The sequence below is a fragment of the Paractinoplanes brasiliensis genome (genome assembly GCF_004362215.1).
Taxonomy (GTDB): Bacteria; Actinomycetota; Actinomycetes; order Mycobacteriales; family Micromonosporaceae; genus Actinoplanes; species Actinoplanes brasiliensis.
In genome coordinates this window covers 3656264-3680778 of record NZ_SNWR01000001.1, presented here as the reverse complement: position 1 = coordinate 3680778, position 24515 = coordinate 3656264, and the positions used below count along the sequence as shown (strand labels likewise).

General features: G+C 70.2%; 24 protein-coding genes. 20 read left to right on the top strand and 4 right to left on the bottom strand.

The annotated features are described in order from the left end of the window. Nucleotides 1-8: 8 nt before the first annotated feature. The 4 genes from C8E87_RS16455 to C8E87_RS16440 form a co-directional block, all read right to left on the bottom strand. A complete protein-coding gene (locus C8E87_RS16455) occupies nt 9-575 on the bottom strand; it encodes a TetR/AcrR family transcriptional regulator (RefSeq protein ID WP_133873917.1) in 567 nt (188 codons plus the stop codon). Further along, on the bottom strand, nt 568-1401 hold the full coding sequence (locus C8E87_RS16450; RefSeq protein WP_133873916.1) for an alpha/beta fold hydrolase: 834 nt from the start codon (nt 1399-1401) through the stop codon (nt 568-570). The genes C8E87_RS16455 and C8E87_RS16450 overlap by 8 nt, the downstream gene beginning before the upstream one ends. 58 nt (nt 1402-1459) lie before the next feature. Next, the gene (locus C8E87_RS16445; protein WP_239080222.1) at nt 1460-2800 is read right to left on the bottom strand and encodes an arylsulfotransferase family protein; all 1341 of its coding nucleotides are present in this window, start codon (nt 2798-2800) and stop codon (nt 1460-1462) included. A 193-nt stretch (nt 2801-2993) separates the two neighbouring features. Continuing rightward, entirely contained in the window at nt 2994-4151 is a 1158-nt protein-coding gene (locus tag C8E87_RS16440; protein ID WP_133873914.1) for a glycosyltransferase family 4 protein, read from the bottom strand. A gap of 25 nt (nt 4152-4176) precedes the next feature. Between C8E87_RS16440 and C8E87_RS16435 the strand changes: the two genes are divergently transcribed. From C8E87_RS16435 to C8E87_RS16340, 20 genes are all read left to right on the top strand, one after another. Further along, entirely contained in the window at nt 4177-5037 is an 861-nt protein-coding gene (locus C8E87_RS16435) for an Fpg/Nei family DNA glycosylase (RefSeq protein ID WP_133873913.1), read from the top strand. A 148-nt stretch (nt 5038-5185) separates the two neighbouring features. After that, on the top strand, nt 5186-6775 hold the full coding sequence (locus tag C8E87_RS16430; RefSeq protein WP_133873912.1) for a sugar transferase: 1590 nt from the start codon (nt 5186-5188) through the stop codon (nt 6773-6775). 11 nt (nt 6776-6786) lie between these two features. Beyond that, nucleotides 6787-7992, top strand: a complete 1206-nt coding sequence (locus C8E87_RS16425; RefSeq protein WP_133876867.1) for a sensor histidine kinase — start codon at nt 6787-6789, stop codon at nt 7990-7992. Beyond that, entirely contained in the window at nt 7989-8738 is a 750-nt protein-coding gene (locus tag C8E87_RS16420) for a LytR/AlgR family response regulator transcription factor (protein WP_133873911.1), read from the top strand. Before C8E87_RS16425 ends, C8E87_RS16420 begins: the two co-directional genes overlap by 4 nt. 122 nt (nt 8739-8860) lie before the next feature. Further along, a complete protein-coding gene (locus C8E87_RS16415) occupies nt 8861-9538 on the top strand; it encodes a DUF433 domain-containing protein (RefSeq protein WP_133873910.1) in 678 nt (225 codons plus the stop codon). Next, nucleotides 9528-9947, top strand: coding sequence for a PIN-like domain-containing protein (locus tag C8E87_RS16410; protein WP_133873909.1), 420 nt, complete (start codon nt 9528-9530; stop codon nt 9945-9947). Before C8E87_RS16415 ends, C8E87_RS16410 begins: the two co-directional genes overlap by 11 nt. Before the next feature lie 132 nt (nt 9948-10079). After that, nucleotides 10080-10766 (top strand): response regulator transcription factor, encoded by a 687-nt coding sequence (locus C8E87_RS16405; RefSeq protein ID WP_133873908.1) that lies wholly within the window; start codon nt 10080-10082, stop codon nt 10764-10766. Between the two features lie 38 nt (nt 10767-10804). Beyond that, nucleotides 10805-11839, top strand: coding sequence for a HAMP domain-containing sensor histidine kinase (locus C8E87_RS16400; protein ID WP_133876866.1), 1035 nt, complete (start codon nt 10805-10807; stop codon nt 11837-11839). Between the two features lie 327 nt (nt 11840-12166). Further along, entirely contained in the window at nt 12167-13594 is a 1428-nt protein-coding gene (locus C8E87_RS16395; RefSeq protein WP_239080223.1) for a DUF4153 domain-containing protein, read from the top strand. A 30-nt stretch (nt 13595-13624) separates the two neighbouring features. Then, entirely contained in the window at nt 13625-14041 is a 417-nt protein-coding gene (locus C8E87_RS16390) for a DUF485 domain-containing protein (protein WP_133873906.1), read from the top strand. Continuing rightward, a complete protein-coding gene (locus C8E87_RS16385) occupies nt 14041-15663 on the top strand; it encodes a sodium/solute symporter (protein WP_438866068.1) in 1623 nt (540 codons plus the stop codon). Before C8E87_RS16390 ends, C8E87_RS16385 begins: the two co-directional genes overlap by 1 nt. Before the next feature lie 42 nt (nt 15664-15705). After that, nucleotides 15706-16485, top strand: a complete 780-nt coding sequence (locus tag C8E87_RS16380; protein WP_133873904.1) for an ABC transporter ATP-binding protein — start codon at nt 15706-15708, stop codon at nt 16483-16485. Nucleotides 16486-16532: 47 nt separating this feature from the next. Beyond that, nucleotides 16533-18068 (top strand): ABC transporter permease, encoded by a 1536-nt coding sequence (locus C8E87_RS16375; protein WP_239080239.1) that lies wholly within the window; start codon nt 16533-16535, stop codon nt 18066-18068. Between the two features lie 16 nt (nt 18069-18084). Continuing rightward, nucleotides 18085-18600, top strand: a complete 516-nt coding sequence (locus C8E87_RS16370; RefSeq protein WP_133873902.1) for a flavin reductase family protein — start codon at nt 18085-18087, stop codon at nt 18598-18600. Between the two features lie 127 nt (nt 18601-18727). Next, nucleotides 18728-19096: a DUF485 domain-containing protein gene (locus C8E87_RS16365; protein ID WP_133873901.1), complete on the top strand. Its 369-nt coding sequence runs from the start codon at nt 18728-18730 to the stop codon at nt 19094-19096. Beyond that, on the top strand, nt 19096-20769 hold the full coding sequence (locus C8E87_RS16360) for a monocarboxylic acid transporter (RefSeq protein ID WP_133873900.1): 1674 nt from the start codon (nt 19096-19098) through the stop codon (nt 20767-20769). Before C8E87_RS16365 ends, C8E87_RS16360 begins: the two co-directional genes overlap by 1 nt. Before the next feature lie 131 nt (nt 20770-20900). Further along, nucleotides 20901-22130, top strand: coding sequence for an LCP family protein (locus C8E87_RS16355; RefSeq protein ID WP_133873899.1), 1230 nt, complete (start codon nt 20901-20903; stop codon nt 22128-22130). A 19-nt stretch (nt 22131-22149) separates the two neighbouring features. Next, complete coding sequence (locus tag C8E87_RS16350) at nt 22150-22485, top strand: rhodanese-like domain-containing protein (protein ID WP_133873898.1); 336 nt, start codon at nt 22150-22152, stop codon at nt 22483-22485. Next, on the top strand, nt 22482-23273 hold the full coding sequence (locus C8E87_RS16345) for a glycerophosphodiester phosphodiesterase (protein WP_133873897.1): 792 nt from the start codon (nt 22482-22484) through the stop codon (nt 23271-23273). Before C8E87_RS16350 ends, C8E87_RS16345 begins: the two co-directional genes overlap by 4 nt. Before the next feature lie 46 nt (nt 23274-23319). After that, nucleotides 23320-24513: a sensor histidine kinase gene (locus C8E87_RS16340; RefSeq protein WP_133873896.1), complete on the top strand. Its 1194-nt coding sequence runs from the start codon at nt 23320-23322 to the stop codon at nt 24511-24513. Nucleotides 24514-24515 lie beyond the last annotated feature (2 nt).

Here is a 24515-nt window from a genome sequence, read left to right as displayed (position 1 = left end):
TTGCGTAACTATTTGGGGCTTTGAAGGCCCCGGTCGATGAAGTCGATGAGCCACTCGAAGGACTCGTTGATGTCGGTGTCCATCTCGAAGCCGCCCTGGGCCTCGATGGTGGCGAACCCGTGGAACAAGCTGCGCAGCAACCGCAAGGCGTGCACGGTGTCGGCCGGGTCGATGTTGTAGCCGGACAGCACCGCCGCCAAGGAGTTGAATACCCGGCCCCCGGCCAGCGCGAGCGGGTCGTCCGGCCCGGTCACGCCGAGCCGGACAGTCGCCGCGTAGCGGCCGGGGTGGTCGACGAAGTAGGCGCGCATGGCGTGGGCTGCCGCGGCGAGCGCGTCACGGCCGGCGCGTCCTTGCAGGGCCTCGCGCAGCGTGTCGGCGAGTTCCTCGGCGGCCAGCAGGGCGATGCGCCGGTTGAGGTCGGCCTGTGAGTCGATGTGTTTGTAGAGCGACGGCGCCCGCACCCCCAGCCGTTGGGCCAGCGTGCCCATGGTCACGTTGTGCAGGCCCACCTCGTCGGCCAGGCCTGCGGCGGCCAGCGTCACGGCCGCCGGGTCGAGGCCGGCCCTAGGCACGGGCGTACGCCTTGAGGAAGGGAAGCAGCACCGCGACGGTCTCCTCCGGGTACTGCGTGTGCGGGTAGTGACCCGCCCCCTCGATCACTTCGAGTTTGCCCAGGCCTGTGGGGAGCTCGGCGACGATCGCCTCGCCTTCGGCGCGCGGGTCGGCCCAGTCGGGGTCGAGCGAGCCTTCGACGATCAGGACGGGGCAGCGTACGTTGGCCAGCTGCGCCGCGGCGTCGGCCGGTGTGGTGCGGCCCATTTTCTGCAGCGCTTTCATGCGTCCGGGTTCGGCCAGTGACGTGGCGTTGCGCTGTAACTGTGAGTCCCAGTCGGCGGGTTTGCGACCGGGGAAGGCCGCGTCGAGGTAGCGGTGCCACCATTTCACGCTGCCCAGGACGTTCGTCATCAGCAGCCGCGTCATCCCGCTCCGGTACGACTTGACCCGTATGTCGGCCGGCTTGATGGCTTGGGCGCGGGTGAACGGGGTCAGCTCGACGATCCCCTCGACCAGGTCGGGCGCTTGCGCGGCGGCGATGGTGACGGCCCCGCCGGAGATCGAGTGGCCGACGAGCACGGCGGGACCGCCGAGGTGGCGCACCACCGCGATGAGGTCACCGGCGATGTCCGTACGGGAATAGGAAGGCCACGCGGCGCTGGACTCGCCGCTGCCGCGGATGTCGACGTTGGCGACGCGATAGCCGGCCGCCACGAGCTGGGGTACGACGAACCGGTAGGCGTCGCGGCTGTCGCCCATGCCGTGGGCGAGGACGACCAGCGGCCCTGCGCCGGTCAGTTCGTAGGCGATGGTGCCGCCGTCGACGGTCAGGAACTCGGTCATGACAAACTCCCCTTAGCTAATGTTGTTAGCTAAAAGCTAATACCGTTAGCCGGAGATGTCAAACGCGTACGGGGATCGCCGATGAGACACCCAGCACCTTTCCGTCGGCGGCCAGCGCCTCGAGCACCACGTACTCGGGCATTCCCGGCACGGTCAGGGTTGTCTCGAAGCCCGTCCGGGCCTGCTCGACCTGGCCACCGGCGAGGGCGCCGGGCTGGGTGCCCCACCGCGCCCGCCACCGCGACACCGAGGTGGCGCCGTTCCAGCTGGCCGAGACGATCACGTTGCCGCCCTCGACCCGCAGCCCCAGGGCGGGTTGGTCGAGCGGGGAGCCGGCCCATTCGGCCTTGTAGGCGCGGTACGACTGGTTGTCGAGCGGCAGGTGCCCGGCGAGGCGTACGGTGCCGTCCGGGTTGTGCTCGGTGAAGTGCGGCATCTGTCCCCAGCCGACGAACGAGCCGCCGTCGGCCAGCTCCCGGAAGCTGCCCTGGGTGGGCGCGGACAGGCGCTCGGGGTGCAGGAACTCGGCCACGAACGTCGTCTTCCGCGCGGTCTCGTCGACCCGGAACACCAGGCCGCGCGAGAACTCCTTCTCCTTGGTCACCCCGGCGCCGTTGTCGAACAGCCCGTACGACCCGTCGCGCCGCTGCCGGAAGTCGTGCTGCCAGGAGAACCTGGTCCGCTCGTCGACCTCGAAATCCGACTTCTTGCCGCCGAGCCGCCACCGCACCGCGCCGGACCTGCGATCGATCTTGTAGACGGCCCACGTGTGCCGGGCCGACATGATGATGCTGCCGTCCGCGGCCAGGCCGACCGAGTTCGCGTGGAAATAGTCGTACGGGAGGTGTTCCGATTCTCCGACCGGGCGCGGCGCGTACGACTCGTCGAGCGTCACGTGATCACTCGCCCGCCACTCGAAGAGCTTCTTCCCGGTCGCGATGTCGATCTCCTGGAGCACGCCGTCGTGCAGCACGCCGTCGACCGGACCGCCGAGCGGGCTCAGGTCGTACGGGATGGGGTCGTAGACCCAGAAGAGCGCCGTGTCCTGCGGCGTGATCACGAGGTCGTGCTGGTCGGCCTGCTCGGTGCCGGCCGCGCGGACCCGGGTGATCTCCCGGTACGACTGGTCGGCGATCACGAACTCACCCTGGCCGACGCCCTGCCCTCCGGTGCCCCCGATGGTCCCCTCCCACCAGGTCAGCACGGGTTTGTTCCGATATCGCTGGGCCTTGAGGTCGATCGCGACGGTGGCCGGGTCGGGCACCTTTTTGAACCAGACCGGCGAGCCCGTCTCGTCGACGATGAGCGGGCCCCACAGGCCGGCGCCGGAGGCCGGGGTGAGAAAGATCGAGCCCGGGACGGTGCCGTCGGCCGCCACGGTGATCGTGACGTCGGGCAAGGCGCGTAAATCGGGGCGAGAGCGATATTTCGGAGGAGGAGAAGGAGGAGGAGATGCCGAAGGGGGAACGGGGTCACGGGCACGGCCGAGCGCATAGCCGCCGACGCCGGTCACAGCGGCGCCACCCACACCGAGCAGAACGTTCCTTCGAGAGATGCTCACCTCCAGCGGCATTCCCCGAGCGGTGCAAGATCTATCCGCGGAGCAGACCTTGATAGATCCCGATCAGCTTCGGGGTGAGCACCTCGGGGTGGAACAGCCGCTGGTAGCGAGCTCGAGCGGCAGGCGCCACGGCCGCGGCCTCGGCTCGGGCCCGCACAAGGGCGGGGGCCAGCGCATCAGCCTCCGGCGCGACGACCCACCCGGCGTCCTCGCCGACCAGGTACGGAATGCCGCCCACCGCGGTGCCCAGCACCGGCCGGCCCGCGGCCATCGCCTCCAGGATCACCGTGGGCAGGACGTCGTTCCAGGTCGGCGTCGCGATCACCACGGCCGACGCGTCACGGACCTTGCGCATCCCCTCGCGGTCGAGGATGCCCAGATATTCCACGTCCGTACGCTCGGCGGCCACCTGCTCGGCCAGCGGCCGCAGCTCCCCGTCGCCCGCGATGCGCAGCGTGCCCAGCGATCCCTCGGGATGCCGCCGCCACGCCTCGACCAGCAGGCCCAGCCCCTTCTCGGGCGAGAGCCGGGCGCCGTAGAGGAAGCCGTCCCCCGACGGGGTGGGTTCACCCGGGTCGGGCAGCCCGTTCGGCTTCACCACGATGCGGTCGTCGGGAATGCCGTAGTCGCGCAGGTGGGCGGCGATCCGGTCGGTCAGTGCGACGAACCGGTCGACCGAGCGCCAGGTCGGGCGGTGCACGGCCAGCGTGGTCGCCATCAGCGCGCTCTGCGCCGCCGAGCCGCGGTAACACTTGTGCTTGACCGCCGGCCAGCCCACGAGCTTGCCCCGGCAGTCCTGGCAGTTGTGCCCGTCGCGGAAGTAGAGACCCGACGAGCAGACCTGACGGTAGTTGTGCACGGTCTGCACCACCGGCACCCCGTACGCATGAGCCGTGCGCACCACCCAGGGCGAGAGCAGCGGATACGGGTTGTGCAGGTGCAGCACGTCCGGACGCTCGGCCGTCAGCAGCTCGGCCAGGTCGCGCTGGGCCGCACGGCCGTAGATCGGGGAGAGCGGCAGCAACGCCTTCTCGGCCAGGGGCAGGTCACCGATCGAGTCGGAGCTGCGCTGGAACGGCAGCACCTCGACGCCGGCCTCGCGGAGCTGGGCGATCTCGGTGTCGACGATGACGTTCTCGCCGGACGGCATCGCTTCCCGATACCGGTTGTGCGCAACGACGACCTTCACGCCCTGAGACGCTACCGTTGAGGTCGTGCCCGAACTTCCTGAGGTCGAGGCGCTCGCGGCCTACTTGCGCGAGCGCGCGGTCGGCCACACCGTGCAGCGCTTCGAGGTGTCCTCGTTCAGCGCGCTGAAGACGTACGACCCACCGGCCTCCGCCGTCGCCGGGCTGGCCGTCACCTCGGCCGGCCGCCACGGCAAGTTCCTCGACGTGGGACTGGGCGACGACCTGCACCTCGTCGTCCACCTGGCCCGGGCCGGGTGGCTGCACTATCGCGAGGCCTTCAAGTCACCCGCGCCGCTCAAGCCGGGCAGCGGGCCGATCGCCATCCGGGTGCGGCTCGACGACGGTTCCGGGTTCGACCTGACCGAGGCCGGCACCCAGAAGTCGCTGGCGGCTTACCTCGTACGGGATCCCGCCGCCGTTCCGGGAGTGTCGCGGCTCGGCCCGGACGCGCTGGCCGTCTCGCGCGACGAGTTCGCCGAGCGCATCAAGGGCCGCAACGGGCAGGTCAAGGGCGTGCTCGTCGACCAGGAAGTGCTGGCCGGCATCGGCAACGCGTACTCCGACGAGATCCTGCACGTGGCGAAGATGTCGCCGTTCGCGCTCACCGGGAAACTCACCGACGAGCAGATCGACACCCTGTTCGCGGCGATGCGCGAGGTCGAAACCGACGCCGTGGCCCGGTCGGTGGGCATGAAGGCGGCCGAACTCAAGGGCGAAAAGCGGGCCGGGCTGCGCGTTCACGCTCGTACGGGATTGCCCTGCCCGGTTTGTGGCGACACGGTGCGCGAGGTCTCGTTCGCCGACAAGAGCCTGCAGTACTGCGCGACGTGCCAGACCGGTGGCAAGCCGCTGGCCGATCGACGGCTGTCCAAGTTGATCCGATAGCGGTGTATCGGTCACGCTACGTACATGCTTGCGAAAGCGTGCACAAGGTCGGCTTCTTTCCGCCCGATCCATCGGTATAGTGGCCCGGTCCCACGTTTCTGCGGCGCGGCTTTCCTGCGAACCCGTCGCGGTGCGTAATCTTTTCCGGATGCGGGAGGACGTAGGCGAGGTGACCGCTAGCCTGCATCGCCCGGTTACCGACAGCAGCCGGAGCAAACGCGTGCCGTACGACAGCTTCGAGTGGCAGCAGCAGCCGTCACCGAGCAACGGCGTACCCCGATCCGCGTGGAACCGGCAGCACAAGCGCCTCTCGCGCTGGCACCGCCCGTACACCCTGGTCCTGCTGTTCCTCGATCTCATCTCGGTCGTCCTGGCCAGCCACCTGGCCGCCACGTACATCGAGAAGTCGCGTTCGGGTTTCTACGGCAAGAGCCTGTTCTTCCTGCACAACGAAGAGCTGTTCATCTTCTTCGCGTACGTGGTGCTGCCGCTCGGCTGGATGATCCTGCTCTGGGCCAACGGCACGTACGACCGGCGCTATCTGGGCCTGGGCAGCGAGGAGTTCAAGCGCGTCGTCCGCACCTCGGTGACCATCGTCGCCTGCGTCTCGCTGCTCGCGTTCGCCACCAAGGCGCCGCTGTCGCGTGGCACGGTGGCCGCGGTCTCGCTGATGGCGGTGGCGTTCCTGCTGGTCGGCCGGGTCGCCGCCCGCCAGGTGCTGCACTTCGCCCGCCGCCGGACGGGCCACGGCGCCCACCGGATGGTCCTGGTCGGCACCCTGCCCGAGGCCCTCGAGGTCTACACCGCGGTCACCCGCAGCCCCGCGGCCGGCCTGATCCCGGTCGCGATCCACATCACCGACGGCTACGCGGCCGCTCGTGGCATCGAGACGCCCGTGCCGGTCTACGCCGCCCGTGACGTGCTCTCGCTGGTGCGTGAGGTCGGCGCCGACACGATCGCGGTGTGCGGTTCGGCCAGCGCCGAGCCCGGTGAATTGCGGCGGCTGGCCTGGCAGCTCGAGGGCACAGGCGTCGACCTGGTCGTCGCGCCGCAGCTGACCGACATCGCGGGTCCCCGGGTGCACATCCGCCCGATCGAGGGCCTGCCGCTGCTGCACGTCGAGGAACCGACCCTGTCCGGCCCTGGCTGGCTGGTGAAAAACCTGCTCGACCGGGTCGCCGCCGGCCTCGGCCTGCTGCTGATCAGCCCGGTCCTGGTCGCCATCGCGATCGGCATCAAGCTCTCCGACCCCGGCCCGGTCTTCTTCCGCCAGCCCCGCGTCGGCCACGAGGGCCGCACGTTCCGGGTGTGGAAGTTCCGGACGATGTACGTCGACGCCGAGGAACGCAAGCGCACGCTGGAAGAGCTCAACGAGTCCGACGGCATGCTCTTCAAGATGAAGAACGACCCTCGGATCTTCGCGTTCGGGGCGAAGCTGCGGGCCACCTCGCTCGACGAGCTGCCCCAGCTGATCAACGTGCTCAAGGGCGAGATGTCGCTGGTCGGCCCGCGCCCCCTGCCCGCCGACGACGGCGACTACCTGGGCGACGTTCGGCGCCGGCTGTTGGTGCGCCCGGGCATCACCGGCCTGTGGCAGGTGTCCGGCCGCTCCGATCTGTCGTGGGACGAGGCCGTACGCCTGGACCTGTACTACGTCGACAACTGGTCCCTCACGTACGACCTCGGCATCCTCTGGCGCACGATCTTCGTGGTGCTCAAGCGCAAGGGCGCTTACTAGCTGCGCCTACTATCTGCTCCGTGGCGGGACAAGTGGGCAATGTGCTGGCGGTAGTGGCTGTTCTCGCCGCGTTGGCCGCCGCGGTGGTGGCCGTCGTCCGCCTGCGCGCCCGCCGCGGCATCGCCACCGCCATGCAACGCGCCACCTATGACGTCCTGCACACGGCCGCCCTTGCCGCCGAGCCACTGCGGGCCGGGCTCAGCCCCGGAACCGCCGCCAAGGCCGCCCGCCCGCTGCGCACACTGGTCGGCGCGGCCGGGCTGACGATCACCGACGGGGAGACCTGCCTGGCCTTCGACGGTCGCGGCAGCCACCACAGCGACCAGTTCACCGCGGCCGCCGTACGGGCCCTCGACTCGCAACGCTCGGTGGTGCTCTCCGGTGCCGACCTGCCCTGTGACCGGGTCGACTGCGTTGTGCGCGGCGCCGTGATCGCGCCGCTGGCCAGCCGCGACGAGGGCCGGGCCGCGGCCGCGCTGGTGGCGGTGGCCGACGACCAGCCCGCCCCTGGTCTCGTGCAGGCCACCCTGGAGGCCGCCCGCTGGGCCGGTTCCCAACTCGCGCTGGCCGAACTCGACTCGTCGCGCGAACGCCTGGCCAAGGCCGAGGTGCGGGCGCTGCGGGCGCAGATCAGCCCGCACTTCATCTACAACGCCCTCACCGCGATCGGCTCGTTCGTGCGCACCGACCCGGAGCGGGCCCGCGAGCTGATCCTCGAGTTCGCCGAGTTCACCCGCTACTCGTTCCGCGCCCACGGCGACTTCACCACGCTCGCCGAGGAATTGCGCTCGATCGACCGTTACCTCACCATCGAACGCGCCCGGTTCGGCGACCGGTTGCAGGTACGCCTGCAGATCGCCCCCGAGGTGCTGCCGGTCGGCCTGCCCTTCCTCTGCCTGCAGCCGCTGGTCGAGAATGCCGTCCGCCACGGGCTGTCGCGCAAGCCGGGCGTCGGTATGGTGAGCATCGAAGCCCAGGACGCCGGCGCCGAATGCCATATCACCGTGGAGGACGACGGGGTCGGCATGGATCCGGCGGTGTTCGCCGCCGGCATGCCCGAGACGGACGACGGCCAGCACGTCGGCCTGGCCAATGTTGACGAGCGACTCCGGTCGGTCTTCGGCGACCACTTCGGCCTGGTGGTCGAGACCGCGCCCGGAGCCGGTACGAAGGTGAGCATGCGAGTGCCGAAATTCCACCCCGGGGTCCGCGCATGAGTAGCCTCGTCGTGCTCGCCGTCGATGACGAGCCACCCGCCCTCGACGAACTCGCCTACCTGCTCAACGCCGACGGCCGCGTCGCCCACGTGCACCGCGCCGGCGACGCCACCGAGGCCCTGCGTGTGCTGCGCGACACCGAGGTCGACGCGGTGTTCCTGGACATCCGCATGCCCGGCCTCGACGGCATGGAACTGGCCCGCATCCTGCGCCGTTTTGCCCGTCCCCCGGCGATAGTCTTCGTCACCGCGTACGACGACGGCGCCGTGGACGCCTTCGACCTGGGCGTCACCGATTACGTCCGCAAACCCGTCCGGGCCGAACGCCTGGGCGAGTCGCTGCGCCGGGTCGCCGGCACCCGCCCGGTCCCCGCGCCGGCCGTCCTCGCCCAGCCGGTTGACGAACCCACGATCCCGGTCGAGCTGGCCGGGACGACCCGCATGCTCCCCCGATCGTCGGTCCGCTGGGTCGAGGCCCAGGGCGACTACGCGCGGCTGCACACCGCCGACGCCTCCCACCTGGTCCGCGTCTCCCTTGCCACCCTGGCCGAGCGCTGGGCCGACGCCGGTTTCGTCCGCATCCACCGGTCGTATTTGGTGCAGATCCGCCTGATCGCCGAGCTACGCCTCACCGGTTCCGGCTACGTGGTCTCGGTCGACGGCATCGAACTGCCGGTCAGCCGCCGCCACACCCGAGAACTGAAGGACCGCCTGATCAGAGCCGTAAAACACGACTGGACGCGCTGAATCCACACCCCCGTCCACACGGTTGTCCACAGCCCCACAGCCTTTTCCACAGAGTTATCCACAGGCCGTTCGGGTTATACACAGCACGCCGCGCACCAACCCAAACCCGCTACCGTGCACTCATGGCGAAGCGAGAACAGCGCGACCGACGCTTCACCGCGCCAGTCTTCACTGCACAGGCAGCCGGGGTTCATCTCGGCATCCCGGCCAACACCATCAAACAGTGGATCGCCGGCGGCGGCCATCCGCCCGTCATGCACTCCGTCGCCCCTGCCACGCCACATGGCCCGCGTCTGCCCTTCATCGCGCTGGCCGAGGCGCAGATCCTGCGCGAGTTGCGAAACACCGGCCTGTCCATGCCGCACATCCGTGCCGGAGTGGAGCGCCTTCGCCGCATCACCGGTGAGGAGTACGTGCTGGCCCGCAACACCATTGCGACAGACGGCGGCGAATTGCTGTACAACGCGGCGTCGGACGTGGCGCCCGAGTGGGTCCGAGCGCGCGACGGTCAGCAAACCTTCCGCCAGGTTGTCGAGGCCGTCATCAAGTTCGTCTCGTACGCGGACGACGGCTTCGCCGATCGCTTGACGTTGAGGCCTTACGAGGGCGCGAAGGTCATCATCGACCCGCGGTTCGGATTCGGAAAGCCCGTCTTCGCCGGCAACAAGGTGCCGGTCGAGGCAATAGCCGACCTCTTCTACGGCGGTGGCGAGTCGGTTGACGACATCGCCGACGAATACGGGCTCACAACCGCCGAGGTTGAGGTCGTCCTTCGCGTCATGGCCAGGCGTGCGGCGTGAGTTCCTGGCCGATCGAAGCATCGGCCGGCGCGTGGTCACGGCCCTGCGCGATGTCGGCGAGAGGATTCATACCCTGGCCGAAGTCTTCGGCGAGCAGATCTCCCAGCAGGTCGACGACGACTCCTGGATTGCTCACGCGGGTTCCCGGAACTGGGCGGCTTTGACGAAGGACAAGCGCATCCGTCATGTCACGGTAGAACGAGAGGCCGTAGCGGAGCACCGCGTCCCACTGTTTGCGTTGTCGAACGCCAACTTGGGATTCGCCGAGATGGCGGGAGCGTTTCTCGCGGCGATGCCGGCTATCCATCGGATTTGTGCGGATACCGAACGGGGAGGCATCTGGGTGGTGCACCGCGACGGTCGGGTGGAGTTGCTGTGGGCCGGCGACCAGGAGAACGACAGCTCTTGACCCGGGTTGCTGATCTCCACAGGTTGTTCACAAAGTCACCGCCGGGGCTGCACGGGTGGTCAATAGGCTCACGGCCGTACGGTCGGTGGGTCACGGGGGCCCGCCGGCCACCGGGTCGGAGGGGATGCGGGCGTGGAGACTGAACGGCGCGTTCTGGTCGTCGAGGACGAGCGGACCATCGCGGAGGCGGTCGCGGCGCGGCTGCGGGCCGAGGGCTTCGTGGTCGAGGTCGCCGGGGACGGTCCGAGCGCGGTGGAGGCGGCCCGGCGAACGCCGCCCGACGTGGTTGTCCTTGACGTCATGCTGCCCGGCTTCGACGGTCTTGAGGTCTGCCGCCGCCTGCAGGCCGAGCGCCCGGTTCCGATCCTCATGCTGACCGCCCGCGACGACGAGACCGATCTGCTGGTCGGCCTCGCCGTGGGCGCCGACGACTACATGGTCAAGCCGTTCTCGATGCGGGAGTTGGCGGCCCGGGTACACGCTTTGCTCCGCCGGGCACAGAAGGGGCTCGCCCCGGCCGAGGACGCGAAGATCCTGCGGTTCGGCGACCTGGAGATCAACCAGTCGGAGCGGCGGGTTTCGCGGGCGGGGGTCGAGGCCCACCTGACGCCGACCGAGTTCGACCTGCTCGTGCATCTGGCAGCTCACCCCCGTACGGTGCTTCCCCGCGAACGCCTGCTGGCCGACGTCTGGGGCTGGGCCGACGCGTCGGGGACCCGCACCGTCGACAGCCACATCAAGGGGCTGCGCCGCAAGCTCGGGTCGGACCTCATCCGTACGGTGCACGGGGTTGGCTACGCGCTCGAGGTCGAGCGGTGAAAGACGATGACGCCGTACGGTATGCGCCCGCCGCGCCGATGGCCTGGCGCCGGCGGGTGACCCGGGCGCTCAGCTGGTTGCCGCGGCCGCTCGACCCGGTCCGGTCGATCAAGATGAAGATCATCATGGTGCTGCTCGCGGGCGGGCTCAGTGGTCTCATCTGGTTCTACCTGTGGCTGGGCTGGTTCCCGATCTGGACGGGCGTGACCGCGACCATCATCGGCGTCACGATCGTGCAGTTCCTGGCCCGCGGCATGACCTCGCCGCTGCGCGAGATGACCACGGCGGCCCGGGCGATGGCGCAGGGCGACTACGACCGGCGGGTGCGTGCGACCTCGGCCGACGAGGTGGGCGAGCTGGCCGCCGCGTTCAACCACATGGCCGCCGACCTGGCCGCGGCCGACCGGCAGCGACGCGAGCTGATCGCGAACGTCTCGCACGAGTTGCGTACGCCCATCACCGCCCTGCAGGGGCTGCTCGAGAACATCGTCGACGGGGTGGCGCGGGCCGAACCCGAGATGATGCAGACCGCGCTGGCCCAGACCGAGCGCCTGGGCCGCCTGGTCACCGAGTTGCTCGACCTGTCCCGCATCGACGCGGGGGTGGCGCCGCTCAAACGGCAGCCGATCGACGTGGCGTCCTTCCTGGACGGTGTCGTACGGGAGGCCGAGGTGAACGCGGCCGGCTCGGGACGCGACGTCCGCTTCAAGGTCGCGTCGCCCGCGATCGTCGTGCCGGGTGATCGGGAACGGTTGCACCAGGTTTTCGCCAATCTGCTCGACAACGCGGCCCGGCACAGCCCGCCCGGCGGCACGGTGCAGGTGCGCGCCGAGCGTCACGACGATCGCGTGCTGATCGCCGTGGCCGACGAGGGCGAGGGCATCCCGCCGGAGGAGCGGGACCGGGTTTTCGAGCGGTTCACCCGGGGTGAGCGGCCGGGTGGGGGCGGCACCGGTCTGGGGCTGGCGAACGCCCGCTGGGTGGTGCAGCTGCATCACGGCACGATCGCGGCGGTCGACCCGGAACGGCCGGGCTGTCAGATCAACGTCGAGCTCCCACTCACCGGCAAATAAGCCGAAAAATCGGAATTGAGGTACGTCGTGTCGATGCCCCCTGCCCAAAAACAGCCACCGACGCCCCCGGAGCGCAAGCCCTCGACGGAGCACCAAGCACGCACAACGGCAGACCAAGCGCCGGCGGAGCGGAACCAGACGACAACGGCCCAGAGCAAGACGGTCACGACCCAGAGCAAGACGGCCACAACCCAGAGCCCCACGGCGGGAACACAGAGCCGAATGGGCCTGGCAGCCCCGATTCCGCCGGCCCCTCAACTCCACGGCCCCTGGCAGTCGATGGCTCCCTGGGGCAAGTACTGGTCCGGCCCCGGCCGCCCAGCCTCGATGATCACGATTGCGGCGGTCGCGGGGGCCGCCGCCGTCGCCGCTCTCAGCCTTCCCCTGGACAGCCCCGGCATAGGCTGGCTGATCACCGCGATCGCCGCGACAGCCGCCGTCTCCGTAGCCGGCGTCGCCAAGATCACTACCGGCCCGCCGCCCCTGGTCATGCGGCCTATACCGTGGCCGCGAGCCGAGCAGTTCGGCTGGGCCGCGGCCACGATCGCCCTGATCGCCGTCGGCACGTTCCGCTCGGCAGGCTGGCTGTTCGCCCTCTGCGTGGTGGTCGCCACCCTGACCACGGCCCTGACGCTGGTGGACGGCCGCTCGATGCGCAGCATCTCCGTCGCCTACCTGATGCCGCTGCTGGCCCCGCTCCGGGCTCTGCCGTGGCTGGCTCGCGGCCTGTCCCGCCCCGACTCCGGAAACACCACCCGCGTACGCGTCGTCGCCACCGCCGCCGTCTCGGTGTTCCTGCTTCTCGCGTTCGGCGCCCTGCTCGCCTCGGCCGACAGCACCTTCGCGGACGCGCTGGAACGTCTTGTCCCCGATCTCGGCGTCGACACCGTCTTCCGCTGGATCTTCCTCGGCGGTTTCGCGGCCCTGGGCATCGGCGGCGCCGCTTACCTGCGGGTCGCCCCGCCCGACGTCTCCCGGCTCGACCGCACCGAGGGCCGCAAGGTGCACCGCTGGGAGTGGGCCGTCCCGCTCAGCCTGCTGACCGTCCTTTTCGGCCTGTTCGTCGCCGTTCAGGCCGTCAGCCTGCTGCGTGGCGACCTCGGCGTGCAGGAGTACGCCGACGAGGCCCGCAGCGGGTTCTGGCAGCTCAGCTGGGTCGTCGGCCTGACCTTGATCGTGCTGGCGGCGGCGGCCCGCTGGGCGCCGCGGGCTCAGGCCACCGACCGTCTGCTCATCCGTGTCATCCTCGGCGCGCTGACCGTCCTCACCCTGGTGATCGCCGCGACCGCGATCCACCGCATCGTGCTCTACACCGCCGAGTACGGCCTGACCCGGCTGCGCGTGCTGGTTTTCTGCTGCGAGTTGTGGTTCGTGTTCGTGCTGCTGCTGGTCCTGATCGCGGGCCGCCGGATCCGGGCGCCGTGGCTGCCCCGGGTGGCCGTCGCGGCCGGTGTCGCCGCCCTGATCGGCCTGGCCGTGGCCAACCCCGACGGCATGATCGCCGAGCGCAACCTGCAGCCGCACGGCGACCGCCCGATCGACCTCGGTTACCTCGGCGACCTCTCGCCCGACGCCGTCCCGGCGCTCACCGAGAGCGACCGGCTGACCAACGATCAGCTCCTCTGCGTGCTCGGCCGGCTCAACACCGGTGCGATGGCGACGACGGACGACTGGCGTGACTGGAACCTCGGGGAGGCCCGGGCCCGGGTCCTGATCGCGACCCACGGCAACCCCCGGGTCGACTGCACCCCTTGACATCTGATCGTCGGCGGCCAGACTCCGGGCATGGCCGCCGACGATCAGAGCACGCCGGGCCCGGGGGACGAGCCGGCTCTCCCCCGGCGTACGCGTGTGGTTCTTGGCGAGGCGGCCGCCCGCAGGCGCCCCGCCGACCGGCCCGGCACCGACCTGGCGGAGCAGACACCCGTCGGTGAGGCGCTGGTCAGGGGCTTGATGCGGGCCCAGTTGGCGCTCGCTCTGCGTCTCGCTCTGGTGGTGGTGACCGGTCTGGGCGCCCTGCCGCTGCTGTTCGCGGTCGCTCCGGGCGTGGGCGGGGTCAAGGTTTTCGGCGTGTATCTGCCCTGGTTGCTGCTCGGCCTGTTGTCGTTCCCGTTCCTGATCGGTGTCGGCTGGGCCTATGTGCGCTGGGCCGAACGCAACGAGAACGACTTCGCCGCGCTGATCCGCCGCCCGGAGCCGTGATGAACCCGTACCTCGTCCCGGGTCTGATCGCCGTGGTGCTGGTGACCGTGGGTATCGGCGTGTACGGTCTGCGGTTCGCCCGCACCACGTCCGACTTCCTGGTCGCGTCGCGCTCGGTGAGCCCGTCCTGGAACGCCGCGGCGATCAGCGGCGAATACCTCTCGGCGGCCTCGTTCCTGGGGGTCGCCGGTCTGATCCTGCGGTACGGCGTCGACGTGCTCTGGTACCCGGTGGGTTTCGCGGCCGGTTACCTGGCGTTGCTGCTGTTCGTGGCGGCGCCGCTGCGCCGGTCGGGCGCCTTCACGCTGCCCGATTTCTGCGAGGTACGCCTCGGCTCGCCCCTGCTGCGCCGCCTGGCCAGCGTGTTCGTGCTGTTCATCGGCTGTCTCTACCTGGTGCCCCAGCTGCAGGGCGCGGGGTTGACGTTCACCACGGTCGCCGGCGGCTCGTACGCGTGGGGCGCCCTCCTCGTCGGCGTGGTGGTGACCGCCAACGTGGCCCTCGGCGGAATGCGCGCGATCACGTTCGTGCAGGCCTTCCAGTACTGGCTCAAGCTGACCGCGCTCGCCGTCCCGGTGATTTTCCTGGCGCTGCAGTGGCAGTCCGACGGCCGTCCGGCGGTGACGCCCGAACCCGGGGCCACCTTCCCCGTGGCCACCACGGTCGTGCTCGAGCAGGACGCGCTGGTCGACGGCGTGCCTCTCGAGAAGGGGCAGCAGCTGAGTTACGACGCCGGCGCCCCGGTGCCCGAGGTGAGCACAGTGGACGCCAATTTCGGCCCCGACTGGCTGCGCCCCGGCGGTGACAGCAGCCTGTTCGCCACGTATTCGCTGATCCTGGCCACGTTCCTGGGCACGATGGGCCTGCCGCACGTGCTGGTCCGCTTCTACACCAACCCCGACGGCGCCTCGGCCCGCCGCACCACGTTGGTGGTGCTCGGCCTGGTCGGCACCTTTTATCTACTTCCGACCCTGTACGGGGTTCTCGGGCGCATCTATACCCCGCAGCTGCTGATGACCGGCCGCACCGACGCCGTCGTGCTGCTGCTGCCCGAGGCCGCGCTCGGCGGCGGCCACCTCGGCAAGCTGCTCGGCGCCCTGGTCACCGCCGGCGCGCTGGCCGCGTTCCTCTCCACCTCGTCGGGCCTGCTGACCAGCGTGGCCGGCGTCGTCTTCACCGACGTGCTGCGGGCCGGGCGGGGCGGCTCGATCCGCGACTTCCGCGTGGCCACGGTGCTGGCCGCCTCGGTTCCGGTGCTGCTGTCGCTGTACGTCTCCAACATGGACGTCTCACGCGTGGTCGGCCTGGCTTTCGCGGTGGCCGCCTCGAGCTTCTGCCCGCTGCTGGTGCTCGGCATCTGGTGGCGGCGGCTGACCGACGTCGGCGCGGTGGCCGGGGTGCTGGCCGGCGGCGGCGCCTCGATGGCAGCCGTCCTGATCACCGTGCTCGGACCGCCGCTGGACGGCTGGTTCGCCGACGCCGTGGGCCAGCCCGCCGCGTGGACCGTCCCGCTCGCCTTCCTGGTCATGATCGGCGGTTCGCTGCTGACCAGCCGGCGGGTCCCGCACGACGTCGGCGCGACCATGCTGCGGCTGCATTCCCCGGAGTCCCTGCGGGTTTGATTGTGCTGTTCAGGGCGGCGGGCAGCCGATAGGTTGCAGACCATGACGGTGCCGGCTCCACGCGCGGGGGACCAGACGTCGGCGATGTCGCTACGCGGTCTGGTCAAGCGGTTCGACACCAAGCTAGCGGTGTCCGACGTCAGTCTCGAGGTGCCCGCCGGCTCGTTCTACGGTCTGCTCGGGCCCAACGGCGCGGGCAAGACGACCACGCTCTCGATGGCAGTCGGCTTGCTGCGGCCCGATGCCGGTCAGGCCGTCCTGCTCGGAGCGGATGTGTGGGCCGATCCCGCCGCGGCCAAGGCCCGCCTCGGGGTGCTTCCCGACGGCGTACGCCTCTTCGATCGCCTCACCGGTCCGGAATTGCTGGCCTATCACGGCCTGCTGCGCGGCATGGACGCGGCGACCGTCGACCAGCGGGCCCGTGAGCTGCTCGACGTGCTCGAGCTGGGCACCGGCAACCGCACCCTGGTGGTCGACTACTCGGCCGGCATGCGCAAGAAGATCGGGCTCGCCTGCGCGCTGCTGCACGCGCCGCGGCTGCTCGTGCTGGACGAGCCGTTCGAGGCGGTCGACCCGGTTTCGGCCGCCCGCATCCGCGACATCCTCCAGCGGTACGTGGCCGGCGGCGGCACGGTGATCTTCTCGAGTCACGTGATGGAGGTGGTCGAGCGGCTCTGCTCGCACGTGGCGATCCTCTCCGACGGAGTGCTGCGCCGGCACGGCACGCTCGGCGCCGTACGCGGGGACAGGTCGCTGGAAGAGGTCTTCGTGCAGGTGGTCGGTGGCCGCGTGAGCACCGGCTCGGAGCTGGCGTGGCTCTGAACCCACCCACTTCGGCGTGGCCCTTCGTCAAGCTGAAGCTCCGGCTGATGGTCAACGGCATGCGCGGCCGCCCGGCCCGGATCGTGTTGTTCGTCCTGGGCGCGGTGATGGCCGGGTTCTTCGCGATCGCCGGATACGCGATCTTCGCGATCCCGGGGGTGGCCGGTAACGAGCGCGCCGCCGCGATGCTGCTCCAACTGGGCGGGTCGGCACTGGTCACGGGCTGGCTGCTGGTGCCGCTGGTCTTCTTCGGGGTCGACGAATCGCTCGACCCGGCCCGCTTCGCGCTGTTCCCCCTGAGCCGCCGCACCCTGATCGTCGGCCTGTTCGCGGCCGCCCTGACCGGTCTGCCCGCTCTGTCCACGCTGGCCGCCACGGCCGGCATGGTGAGCACGGCGTCCGAACTGGGCGGGGCCGGCGCGGGCGTGGTCCAGCTGGCCGGCATCCTGGCCGGACTGCTCCTCTGTGTCGCCCTGAGCCGCGCGGTGACCAGCGCGTTCGCCACCGGTCTGCGCTCCCGGCGGGCACGCGACCTCGCCGTGGTGCTGCTCGCCGTGCTCGCCGCGCTGCTCGGGCCGCTGCAGCTCGCGCTGCTCGCCGGAGCCCAGCGCGCCGACTGGGACGCGTTCGCCGTCCTCGCCGACGTGCTGGGCTGGACTCCGCTGGCCGCCCCCTATTCTGTCGGGCTCGACGTGGCCGACGGACGGATCTGGGCCGTACCGCTGAAGTTCTTGATCGTTGCCGGCAGCATCGCCGGGCTGCTCGCCTGGTGGAACGCGACGCTGGAGAACGCGATGCTCGGGGCGGAGAGCCGCGGACGTGCCGGCCGTACGGGGGACATCGCCTCGCCGACCGGCCTGCTGCTCGGCCGACGGCTGCCCCGCACCCGGTTCGGCGCGCTCGTCGCCCGCGAGACCCGTTACTGGTGGCGCGAGACCCGGCGGCGGGCCGCGCTGATCACCTTCACGGTTGCCGGGTTCTTCCTGCCCATCTCGGTCTCGGTCAGCGGCGGGCCGGCCGGGCCGATGGCTGTCCTCGTCGGGGCGATCGCCGCGCTCGCGCTGGCCAACCAGTTCGGGTACGAGGGAAGCGCGTACGCGGGCGACCTCACCGCCGGGGTCCCTGGCCGGGTCGAGATCCACTCCCGGGCGGCGGCCCATGCCCTCTTCGTGCTGCCGCTGTTGCTCCTGGTCGCCCTGGTGGTGGGCGCGGTGTCGGGCCGGCCCGAGCGGATCGCCGGCGATCTGGGGCTGCTGGTCGCCACGTACGGCGCGGGGCTGGCGCTGGTGCTGCCGATGTCGGTGCGGGCCGCGTACGCGTTGCCCGAGTCGACCAGCCCGTTCGCCGTCACGTCGGGCGGCGGCACGGCCAAGGGCCTGCTCACGATCGCCGTCATGGTCGGCACGCTGGTCGCGACCGTGCCGCTGCAGATTCTGGCCTTCTTGCTGGGTGACGTGTGGCTGTGGATCGGCCTGCCGACCGGCGCGGGTTTCGGCGTGGCGGCTTACCTGATCGGCTCGGGGATCGCCGGCGACTGGCTCGACCGGCGCTCGCCGGAACTGCTGGCCGCTGTGACCTCCTGACCCCGCTGCGGCGAGAATGGTGCTCGTGACCATTCACTCGACCGACCCTTTCGCCACCCCTGAGGGCGAGAAGTCCGCGGTGCGGCGTTTGCGGGGGCGGCTGGCGGCTCCGGTCACGCTCTGGACCACTGCCGGCCCGGCCGGGCTGACGGTGTCGTCGACGCTCGTCGCGGACGGTGACCCCGGGCGGGTCCTCGGGCTGATCGACGACGAGAGTGACTTCTGGGACGCTGCCGAGCGCAGCGGCCGGTTCGCCATGGTCGCGCTGACCCCGGCCGACCGGCAGCTCGCCGACCGGTTCGCCGGTCTGATGCCCGCGCCGGGCGGCCTTTTCGCCGGCGACGGCTGGACGGGCACCGACTACGGCCCCGTGCCTGCCGGCGCCCGGACCTGGGCCGGCTGCCGGCTCGAGTCCTCGCGGGTTCTGGGCTGGGCGTTGCTCGTCGAAGCGGTGATCGAGATGATCGAGGCGGGTCCGGCGGCCGACCCGCTGATCCATTACCGAGGTCGATATCACACGCTGGGGCATTGACCGCCGCCCCGCTCACCGCAGTCAGACCGCCACTCGGCGCACGAGCTGACCGATCGGTCTCGGGCGGCCGATGTTCTTCATAGGTTGCCGGAAAGTCCGCCCTCACCTTCGAAGGTGGTGAACCCCGGTGACTACCGAAGTGCCCTCGTCCTCCACCGAGAGGTACCGGGCCGTCCAGGACTCTGAGGAATTCGGCCGTCTGCGTCACGCCGTACGCAGCTTCGTCTTCCCCATGACGGTCGCGTTCTTCCTCTGGTATGCCCTCTATGTCCTGCTTTCCGCATACGCCCGCGGCTTCATGAGCACGAAGGTCGTCGGCAACATCAACGTTGCCCTGATCTTCGGCCTTCTCCAGTTCGCCACGACGTTCCTGATCGCCTGGTACTACTCCCGCTACGCGGCCAGCAAGATCGACCCGCTGGCCGACAAGATCCACGCCGAGATCACGGCCGCCGACAGCGCCGAGGCCCCCGCTGAGAAGAAGAGCGAGGACTGATGGAACCTCATTTCCTTGCCGCCGAGGTTTCCACCTCCACCTCGCGCGGCCTCACGATCACGCTGTTCCTGGTCTTCGTGGCCATCACGCTGGCCATCACGATCTGGGCCAGCCGCCAGACCAAGACAGCGACCGACTTCTACGCTGGCGGCCGGCAGTTCTCGGGCTTCCAGAACGGCATGGCCATCGGCGGTGACTACATGTCGGCGGCGTCCTTCCTCGGCATCGCCGGCCTGATCGCCCTGTACGGCTACGACGGCTTCCTCTACTCCATCGGGTTCCTCGTCGCCTGGCTCGTCGCGCTGCTGCTGGTCGCCGAGTACCTGCGCAACTCGGGCCGGTTCACGATGGCCGACGTGCTCGCCTTCCGGATGCGTCAGCGCCCGGTGCGTACGGCGGCCAGCGCCTCCACCATCGTCGTCTCGATCTTCTATCTGATCGCGCAGATGGTCGGCGCCGGCGCCCTGGTGGCGCTGCTGCTGGGAATCAAGCCCGGCACGACCTTCCTGGGCATGGACGCGGACACCGCCAAGGTCGCCACGATCATCCTGGTCGGCGCCCTGATGATCATCTACGTCATCGTCGGTGGCATGAAGGGCACCACGTACGTCCAGATCGTCAAGGCGTTCATGCTGATGAGCGGCGCCCTGATCATGACGCTGCTGGTGCTCGCGCACTACAAGTTCAACCTGTCCGCCCTGCTCGGCGACGCCGCTCAGCAGTCCGGCAAGGGTGACGCCTTCCTCCAGCCGGGCCTGCGCTACGGCGTCGAGACGGCCAGCGCCTCGGCCACCTTCTACAGCAAGATGGACCTGCTCTCGCTGGGCATCGCGCTGGTGCTCGGCACGGCCGGTCTGCCGCACATCCTCACCCGGTTCTACACGGTGCCGACCAGCAAGATCGCTCGCAAGAGCGTGCTCTGGGCAATCGGCATCATCGGCACGTTCTACCTGTTCACCCTGGCCCTCGGCTTCGGCGCGGCGGCCCTGGTGGGCAGCGGGAACATCACCGCGCAGGACAAGGCGGGCAACACGGCCGCGCCGCAGCTGGCCCAGGCGCTCGGTATCGACTATCTGGGCGGCGAGACCGGTGGCGCGGTGATGCTCGCCGTGATCGCGGCGGTCGCGTTCGCCACCATCCTGGCCGTGGTCGCCGGTCTCACGCTGGCGTCGTCGTCGAGCCTGGCGCACGACTTCTATGCGAACGTGATCCGCCGTGGTGAGGCGTCGGAACGCGACGAGGTGCGGGTCGCTCGCATCTCGGCCCTGGTCATCGGCGCGGTGGCGATCGCCCTGTCGATCTTCGCCCAGAGCCTGAACGTGGCCTTCCTGGTCGCGCTCGCGTTCGCGGTGGCGGCCTCGGCCAACCTGCCGGCCATCCTCTACAGCCTGTTCTGGAAGCGGTTCAACACCTCGGGCGCGCTGTGGTCGATCTACGGCGGTCTGGCCGCGGCCGTGATCCTGGTGTTCTTCTCGCCGGTTGTCTCCGGCTCGGCGACCGCCATGTTCCCGGACAGCGACTGGCACTTCTTCCCGCTCTCCAACCCCGGCATCATCTCGATCCCGGTCGGCTTCCTGTGCGGCTGGATCGGCACGGTGATCTCGAAGGAGGACGACACCGCGAAGTACGCCGAGCTCGAGGTCCGGTCGCTGACCGGCCACGGCGCGCACTAAATCTCTCTTAAGTCGCAGCGCGGGGCCGGCTCTTGCCGGCCCCGCGTTGTTGCTGCTGAGGCTTCTCCCGACTTCGTGCCGTGTCGGTTCGATGGCAAGGCGTTCGGGCGCGGGGTACGTAATCTGGTTTCATGTCAGCGCCTACGTCCCCTTACGGGAGTTCCGGTTCCGGTCGAGCCTCTGTCCCGTCGTCGGGCCGGGCCTCGGCGCGCCCAGCGAGTGCCTATCGAGGAAACGCGTCGCCGCCTCAGCGCGACAACTGGCCGCCCCGTGGCGCCGCCGGCGGTGGTGGCGGTGGCACCCCTCCGGGGGACCCCGGTCGTGGCACCTCGTATCGCGGGCGCCGGCCCAAGCCGAAGTGGGGGCGCATCGCCCTGCTGGCCGGCCTGGCGGTCCTGATCATCGCGGTGATCGCGGGCATCTCGCTCTACGGCTACGCCTCGGGTCTCGACAAGGACCTCAAGCGCACCGACGCCTTCAACGGCATCAGCGCGGACCGCCCGGCCAAGCCGATCGAGGGTGCGCAGAACATCCTGCTGGTCGGCAGCGACTCGCGCGACCCGGACGCCAAGGACGACGGCGCCGGCAAGTGGCGCGCCGACACGCTGATCCTCATGCACATCCCCGAGGACCACAAGTCCGCGCAGCTCATCTCGATCCCGCGGGACCTGTGGGTGGTCGTGCCGCGCAGCAACGACGCCGCGTGCGGCGACGGCGGCCGCGCCAAGATCAACGCCGCGTTCGCCTTCGGTGGGCTGCCCCGCGCCGTGCACACCGTCGAGTGCCTGACCGACGTGAAGATCGATCACGTCATGGCCATCGACTTCGGCGGCTTCAAGGAGGTCACCGACGCGCTCGGCGGCGTCGACCTCAAGGTGGAGCAGACCATCACGTCGATCCACAAGCCGTACCGGGTGTTCAAGAAGGGCACCATGCACATGGACGGCGCGCAGGCCCTCGACTGGGTGCGGCAGCGCAAGCAGTTCGCCCGGGGCGACTTCGCCCGCATGCAGCACCAGCAGGAGTTCCTGAAGGCGATCATGGACAAGGCGGCGAGCAGCGGCACGATCACCAACCCGGCCAAGCTCAACGCGTTCCTCAAGGCGGTCACCGCGGCCGTCACGGTCGACAACGACTTCTCGCTCACCGACATGGCAACCGAGATGCGCGGCATCCGTGGCAGCAACCTGACGTTCATCACCAGCCCCAACAAGGGCAGCGACACCATCAACGGCCAGTCCGTGGTGGTCTCCGACAAGGAGAAGGCGCTCGCGCTCTTCAAGGCGGTGGCGGCCGACGAGATGGACACCTGGATGGCGGCCAACCTCAAGAAGGGGTCGGCGGGCACATCCGGCAGCTGACCCCCGTACGCTTGTCGACGTGTTCGGACCACAAGTGCCCAGCGTGACCCCCGCCGAGGTCGGCGACGACGCTTATCTGCTCGACGTGCGCGAGCCCGACGAGTGGACGGCGGGGCACGCTCCCGGCGCCCACCACCTGCCGATGATGGAGATCCCGGCCCTCATGGCCGAGGTCCCGACCGACCGGGAGGTGGTGGTCGTCTGTCGTTCCGGCGGCCGCTCCGGCCAGGTCGTCTCCTATCTGATGGGCAACGGCTGGGACAACGTGCGCAACCTGGACGGCGGCATGCAGTCCTGGGCGTCCGCCGGCCGCGAGGTCATCAGCGAGAACGGGCAGCAAGCTCAAGTTCTGTGAGTGACTACCGCCCGCTCGTCTTCGCGCACCGCGGAGGCGCCGACGCTCTGCCCGAGCACACGCTCGCGGCGTACATGCGCGCTCTCGACGAGGGCGTGGACGGGCTGGAATGTGACGTCCGGCTCACCCGGGACGGCCATCTGGTCTGCGTGCACGACGGCCGGCTCGGCCGCACCAGCAACGGCCGCGGCCGGGTCAGCGCCAAGACGCTGGCCGAGCTCGACTCGCTCGACTTCGGCTCCTGGCACCCGGGCTACCCGGTCGACGAGGAGCCGCTGCCCGAGTTCTCCCGCCTGCTGACGCTCGACCGGCTGCTGGCTGCGGTGCGTGACAGCGGCCGCGACGTCAAGCTACTCATCGAGACCAAGCACCCGTCACGCTACGGAGCCGAGGTCGAGCGCCGGCTGGTGAAGCTGCTGCGCCGGTACGACCTCGCCGAGCCGAAACCGGACGATCGCGTCCAGGTGACCGTGATGTCGTTCGCGGCGCTGGCCCTGCGACGGGTGCGGGCGCAGGCCCCGCGGGTGCCCACGGTCTACCTGCTCGAGATTTTGCCGCCCGGGATCGGCCGGGGCCGCCTGCCGTTCGGCGCGCGGATCGCCGGGCCGGGGGTGGGCCTCGTACGGTCGCGGCCGGGGTTGGTGCCGGCGATCCGGGCCGCGGGGCATCAGGCGTACGTGTGGACGGTCAACGACGATGCGGACCTCGACATGGTCCTAGAGCACCGGGTCGACGGGGTGATCACCGACCGGCCCCGCTTCGTGCTCGACCGGATCAATGCTTTGTGACGTGTGACACTATCCCGTCGCCAAGAAGCGAGGCAGACTCGCAGTCATGCCGGAGCGTCCCGACTACACCGCGCTGACGCGTGGCCAGATCGCGGTCCTCGACCGGATCAACGCCGGCGAGGCGGGACTCCCCGTGCTGCAGCAGATCGTCCGCCTGGCCCAAGAGACGCTGGGCGGCCGCGGAGCCGGCTTCGCGGAGTACGCGGCCGACCACGGCCGCATCGTCGCCGCCACCGGCGCGTGCACCCCCGCGATCGGCCGCCGGGTCGACCGCGCCGACACCCGCCTGCGCGACGGCCGCACACTGCTCATCCCGCTCGGCTCGCTCAACGACGAGTTCGCCAAGCAGGTGGAGGGCGGCGACGTCAAGCGCATGCTGGGCGCACGTTGCGAGGTCGGCGACACGATCGTGGGCTCGCTGCACGTGTACTTCGGCGAGAGCGACGACGAACCCGGCCCCGAGCATCACGCCGTCCTGGAACTGCTGGCGGGTTACGTCGGCCGGCTCTACGCGGCCCGCGACGGCCTGCCCGTGCACAGCAGCGAACAGGCCCGCCGCCAGGAGAACCGCGATCTCTGGGTGGCGGTGACCAGCCATGAGCTGCGCACCCCGGTCACGGTGATCAAGGGGTACGCCGACACGTTGTCGAACCACTGGGACACGCTGGGCGACATCGGCCGGCAGGAAGCGGTACGCATCATCAACACGCGCGCCGGTGAGCTGGCCCGGCTGGTCGACCGGCTGCTCTCGGCGGCCAGCGAGGACGGGGACGTCGGCGCCTCCCCCGCCGGTCCGTTCGACCTGCCCGAGGCGTTGCGCAGCGCCGTCGAGGAACTGCCGGCCGACCTGCGCCGCCGGATCGTGCTCGACAACCTGCCCGCCGAGCTGCCCAAGGCGTACGGGGAAAGGGATTCGATCGCGACGATCCTGACCGAGCTGGCCACCAATGCCGAGAAGCACTCGCCTCCGGGCTCGACCGTCGAGCTGTGCGCGGGCGCCGACGAGGAGACGTTGCGTTTCCGCCTCTCCGACCGGGGCGCGGGCATCCGCCCCGAGCACGTCGAGCGGGCGTTCGAGCGTTACTGGCAGGCCGAGGGCGGCGACCGGCGGCACCATCCGGGGGCGGGGCTGGGGCTTTACCTCGTACGCCGTCTGGTCGAACGCCAGCACGGCTGGGTCTCGCTGCGTCCCCGTGAGGGCGGCGGCACCACGGCGGAGGTCCGCCTGCCGCGGGCGTAGCG

Bases quoted from the DNA above. Each gene is read 5' to 3' on its own strand.
- C8E87_RS16450 (WP_133873916.1), bottom strand. From the start codon at position 1,401: ATGACCGAGTTCCTGACCGTCGACGGCGGCACCATCGCCTACGAACTG.
- C8E87_RS16430 (WP_133873912.1), top strand. From the start codon at position 5,186: ATGCGGGAGGACGTAGGCGAGGTGACCGCTAGCCTGCATCGCCCGGTT.
- C8E87_RS16420 (WP_133873911.1), top strand. From the start codon at position 7,989: ATGAGTAGCCTCGTCGTGCTCGCCGTCGATGACGAGCCACCCGCCCTC.
- C8E87_RS16415 (WP_133873910.1), top strand. From the start codon at position 8,861: ATGGCGAAGCGAGAACAGCGCGACCGACGCTTCACCGCGCCAGTCTTC.
- C8E87_RS16400 (WP_133876866.1), top strand. From the start codon at position 10,805: ATGGCCTGGCGCCGGCGGGTGACCCGGGCGCTCAGCTGGTTGCCGCGG.
- C8E87_RS16395 (WP_239080223.1), top strand. From the start codon at position 12,167: ATGATCACGATTGCGGCGGTCGCGGGGGCCGCCGCCGTCGCCGCTCTC.
- C8E87_RS16390 (WP_133873906.1), top strand. From the start codon at position 13,625: ATGGCCGCCGACGATCAGAGCACGCCGGGCCCGGGGGACGAGCCGGCT.
- C8E87_RS16385 (WP_438866068.1), top strand. From the start codon at position 14,041: ATGAACCCGTACCTCGTCCCGGGTCTGATCGCCGTGGTGCTGGTGACC.
- C8E87_RS16380 (WP_133873904.1), top strand. From the start codon at position 15,706: ATGACGGTGCCGGCTCCACGCGCGGGGGACCAGACGTCGGCGATGTCG.
- C8E87_RS16375 (WP_239080239.1), top strand. From the start codon at position 16,533: ATGGTCAACGGCATGCGCGGCCGCCCGGCCCGGATCGTGTTGTTCGTC.
- C8E87_RS16370 (WP_133873902.1), top strand. From the start codon at position 18,085: ATGGTGCTCGTGACCATTCACTCGACCGACCCTTTCGCCACCCCTGAG.
- C8E87_RS16360 (WP_133873900.1), top strand. From the start codon at position 19,096: ATGGAACCTCATTTCCTTGCCGCCGAGGTTTCCACCTCCACCTCGCGC.
- C8E87_RS16355 (WP_133873899.1), top strand. From the start codon at position 20,901: ATGTCAGCGCCTACGTCCCCTTACGGGAGTTCCGGTTCCGGTCGAGCC.
- C8E87_RS16340 (WP_133873896.1), top strand. From the start codon at position 23,320: ATGCCGGAGCGTCCCGACTACACCGCGCTGACGCGTGGCCAGATCGCG.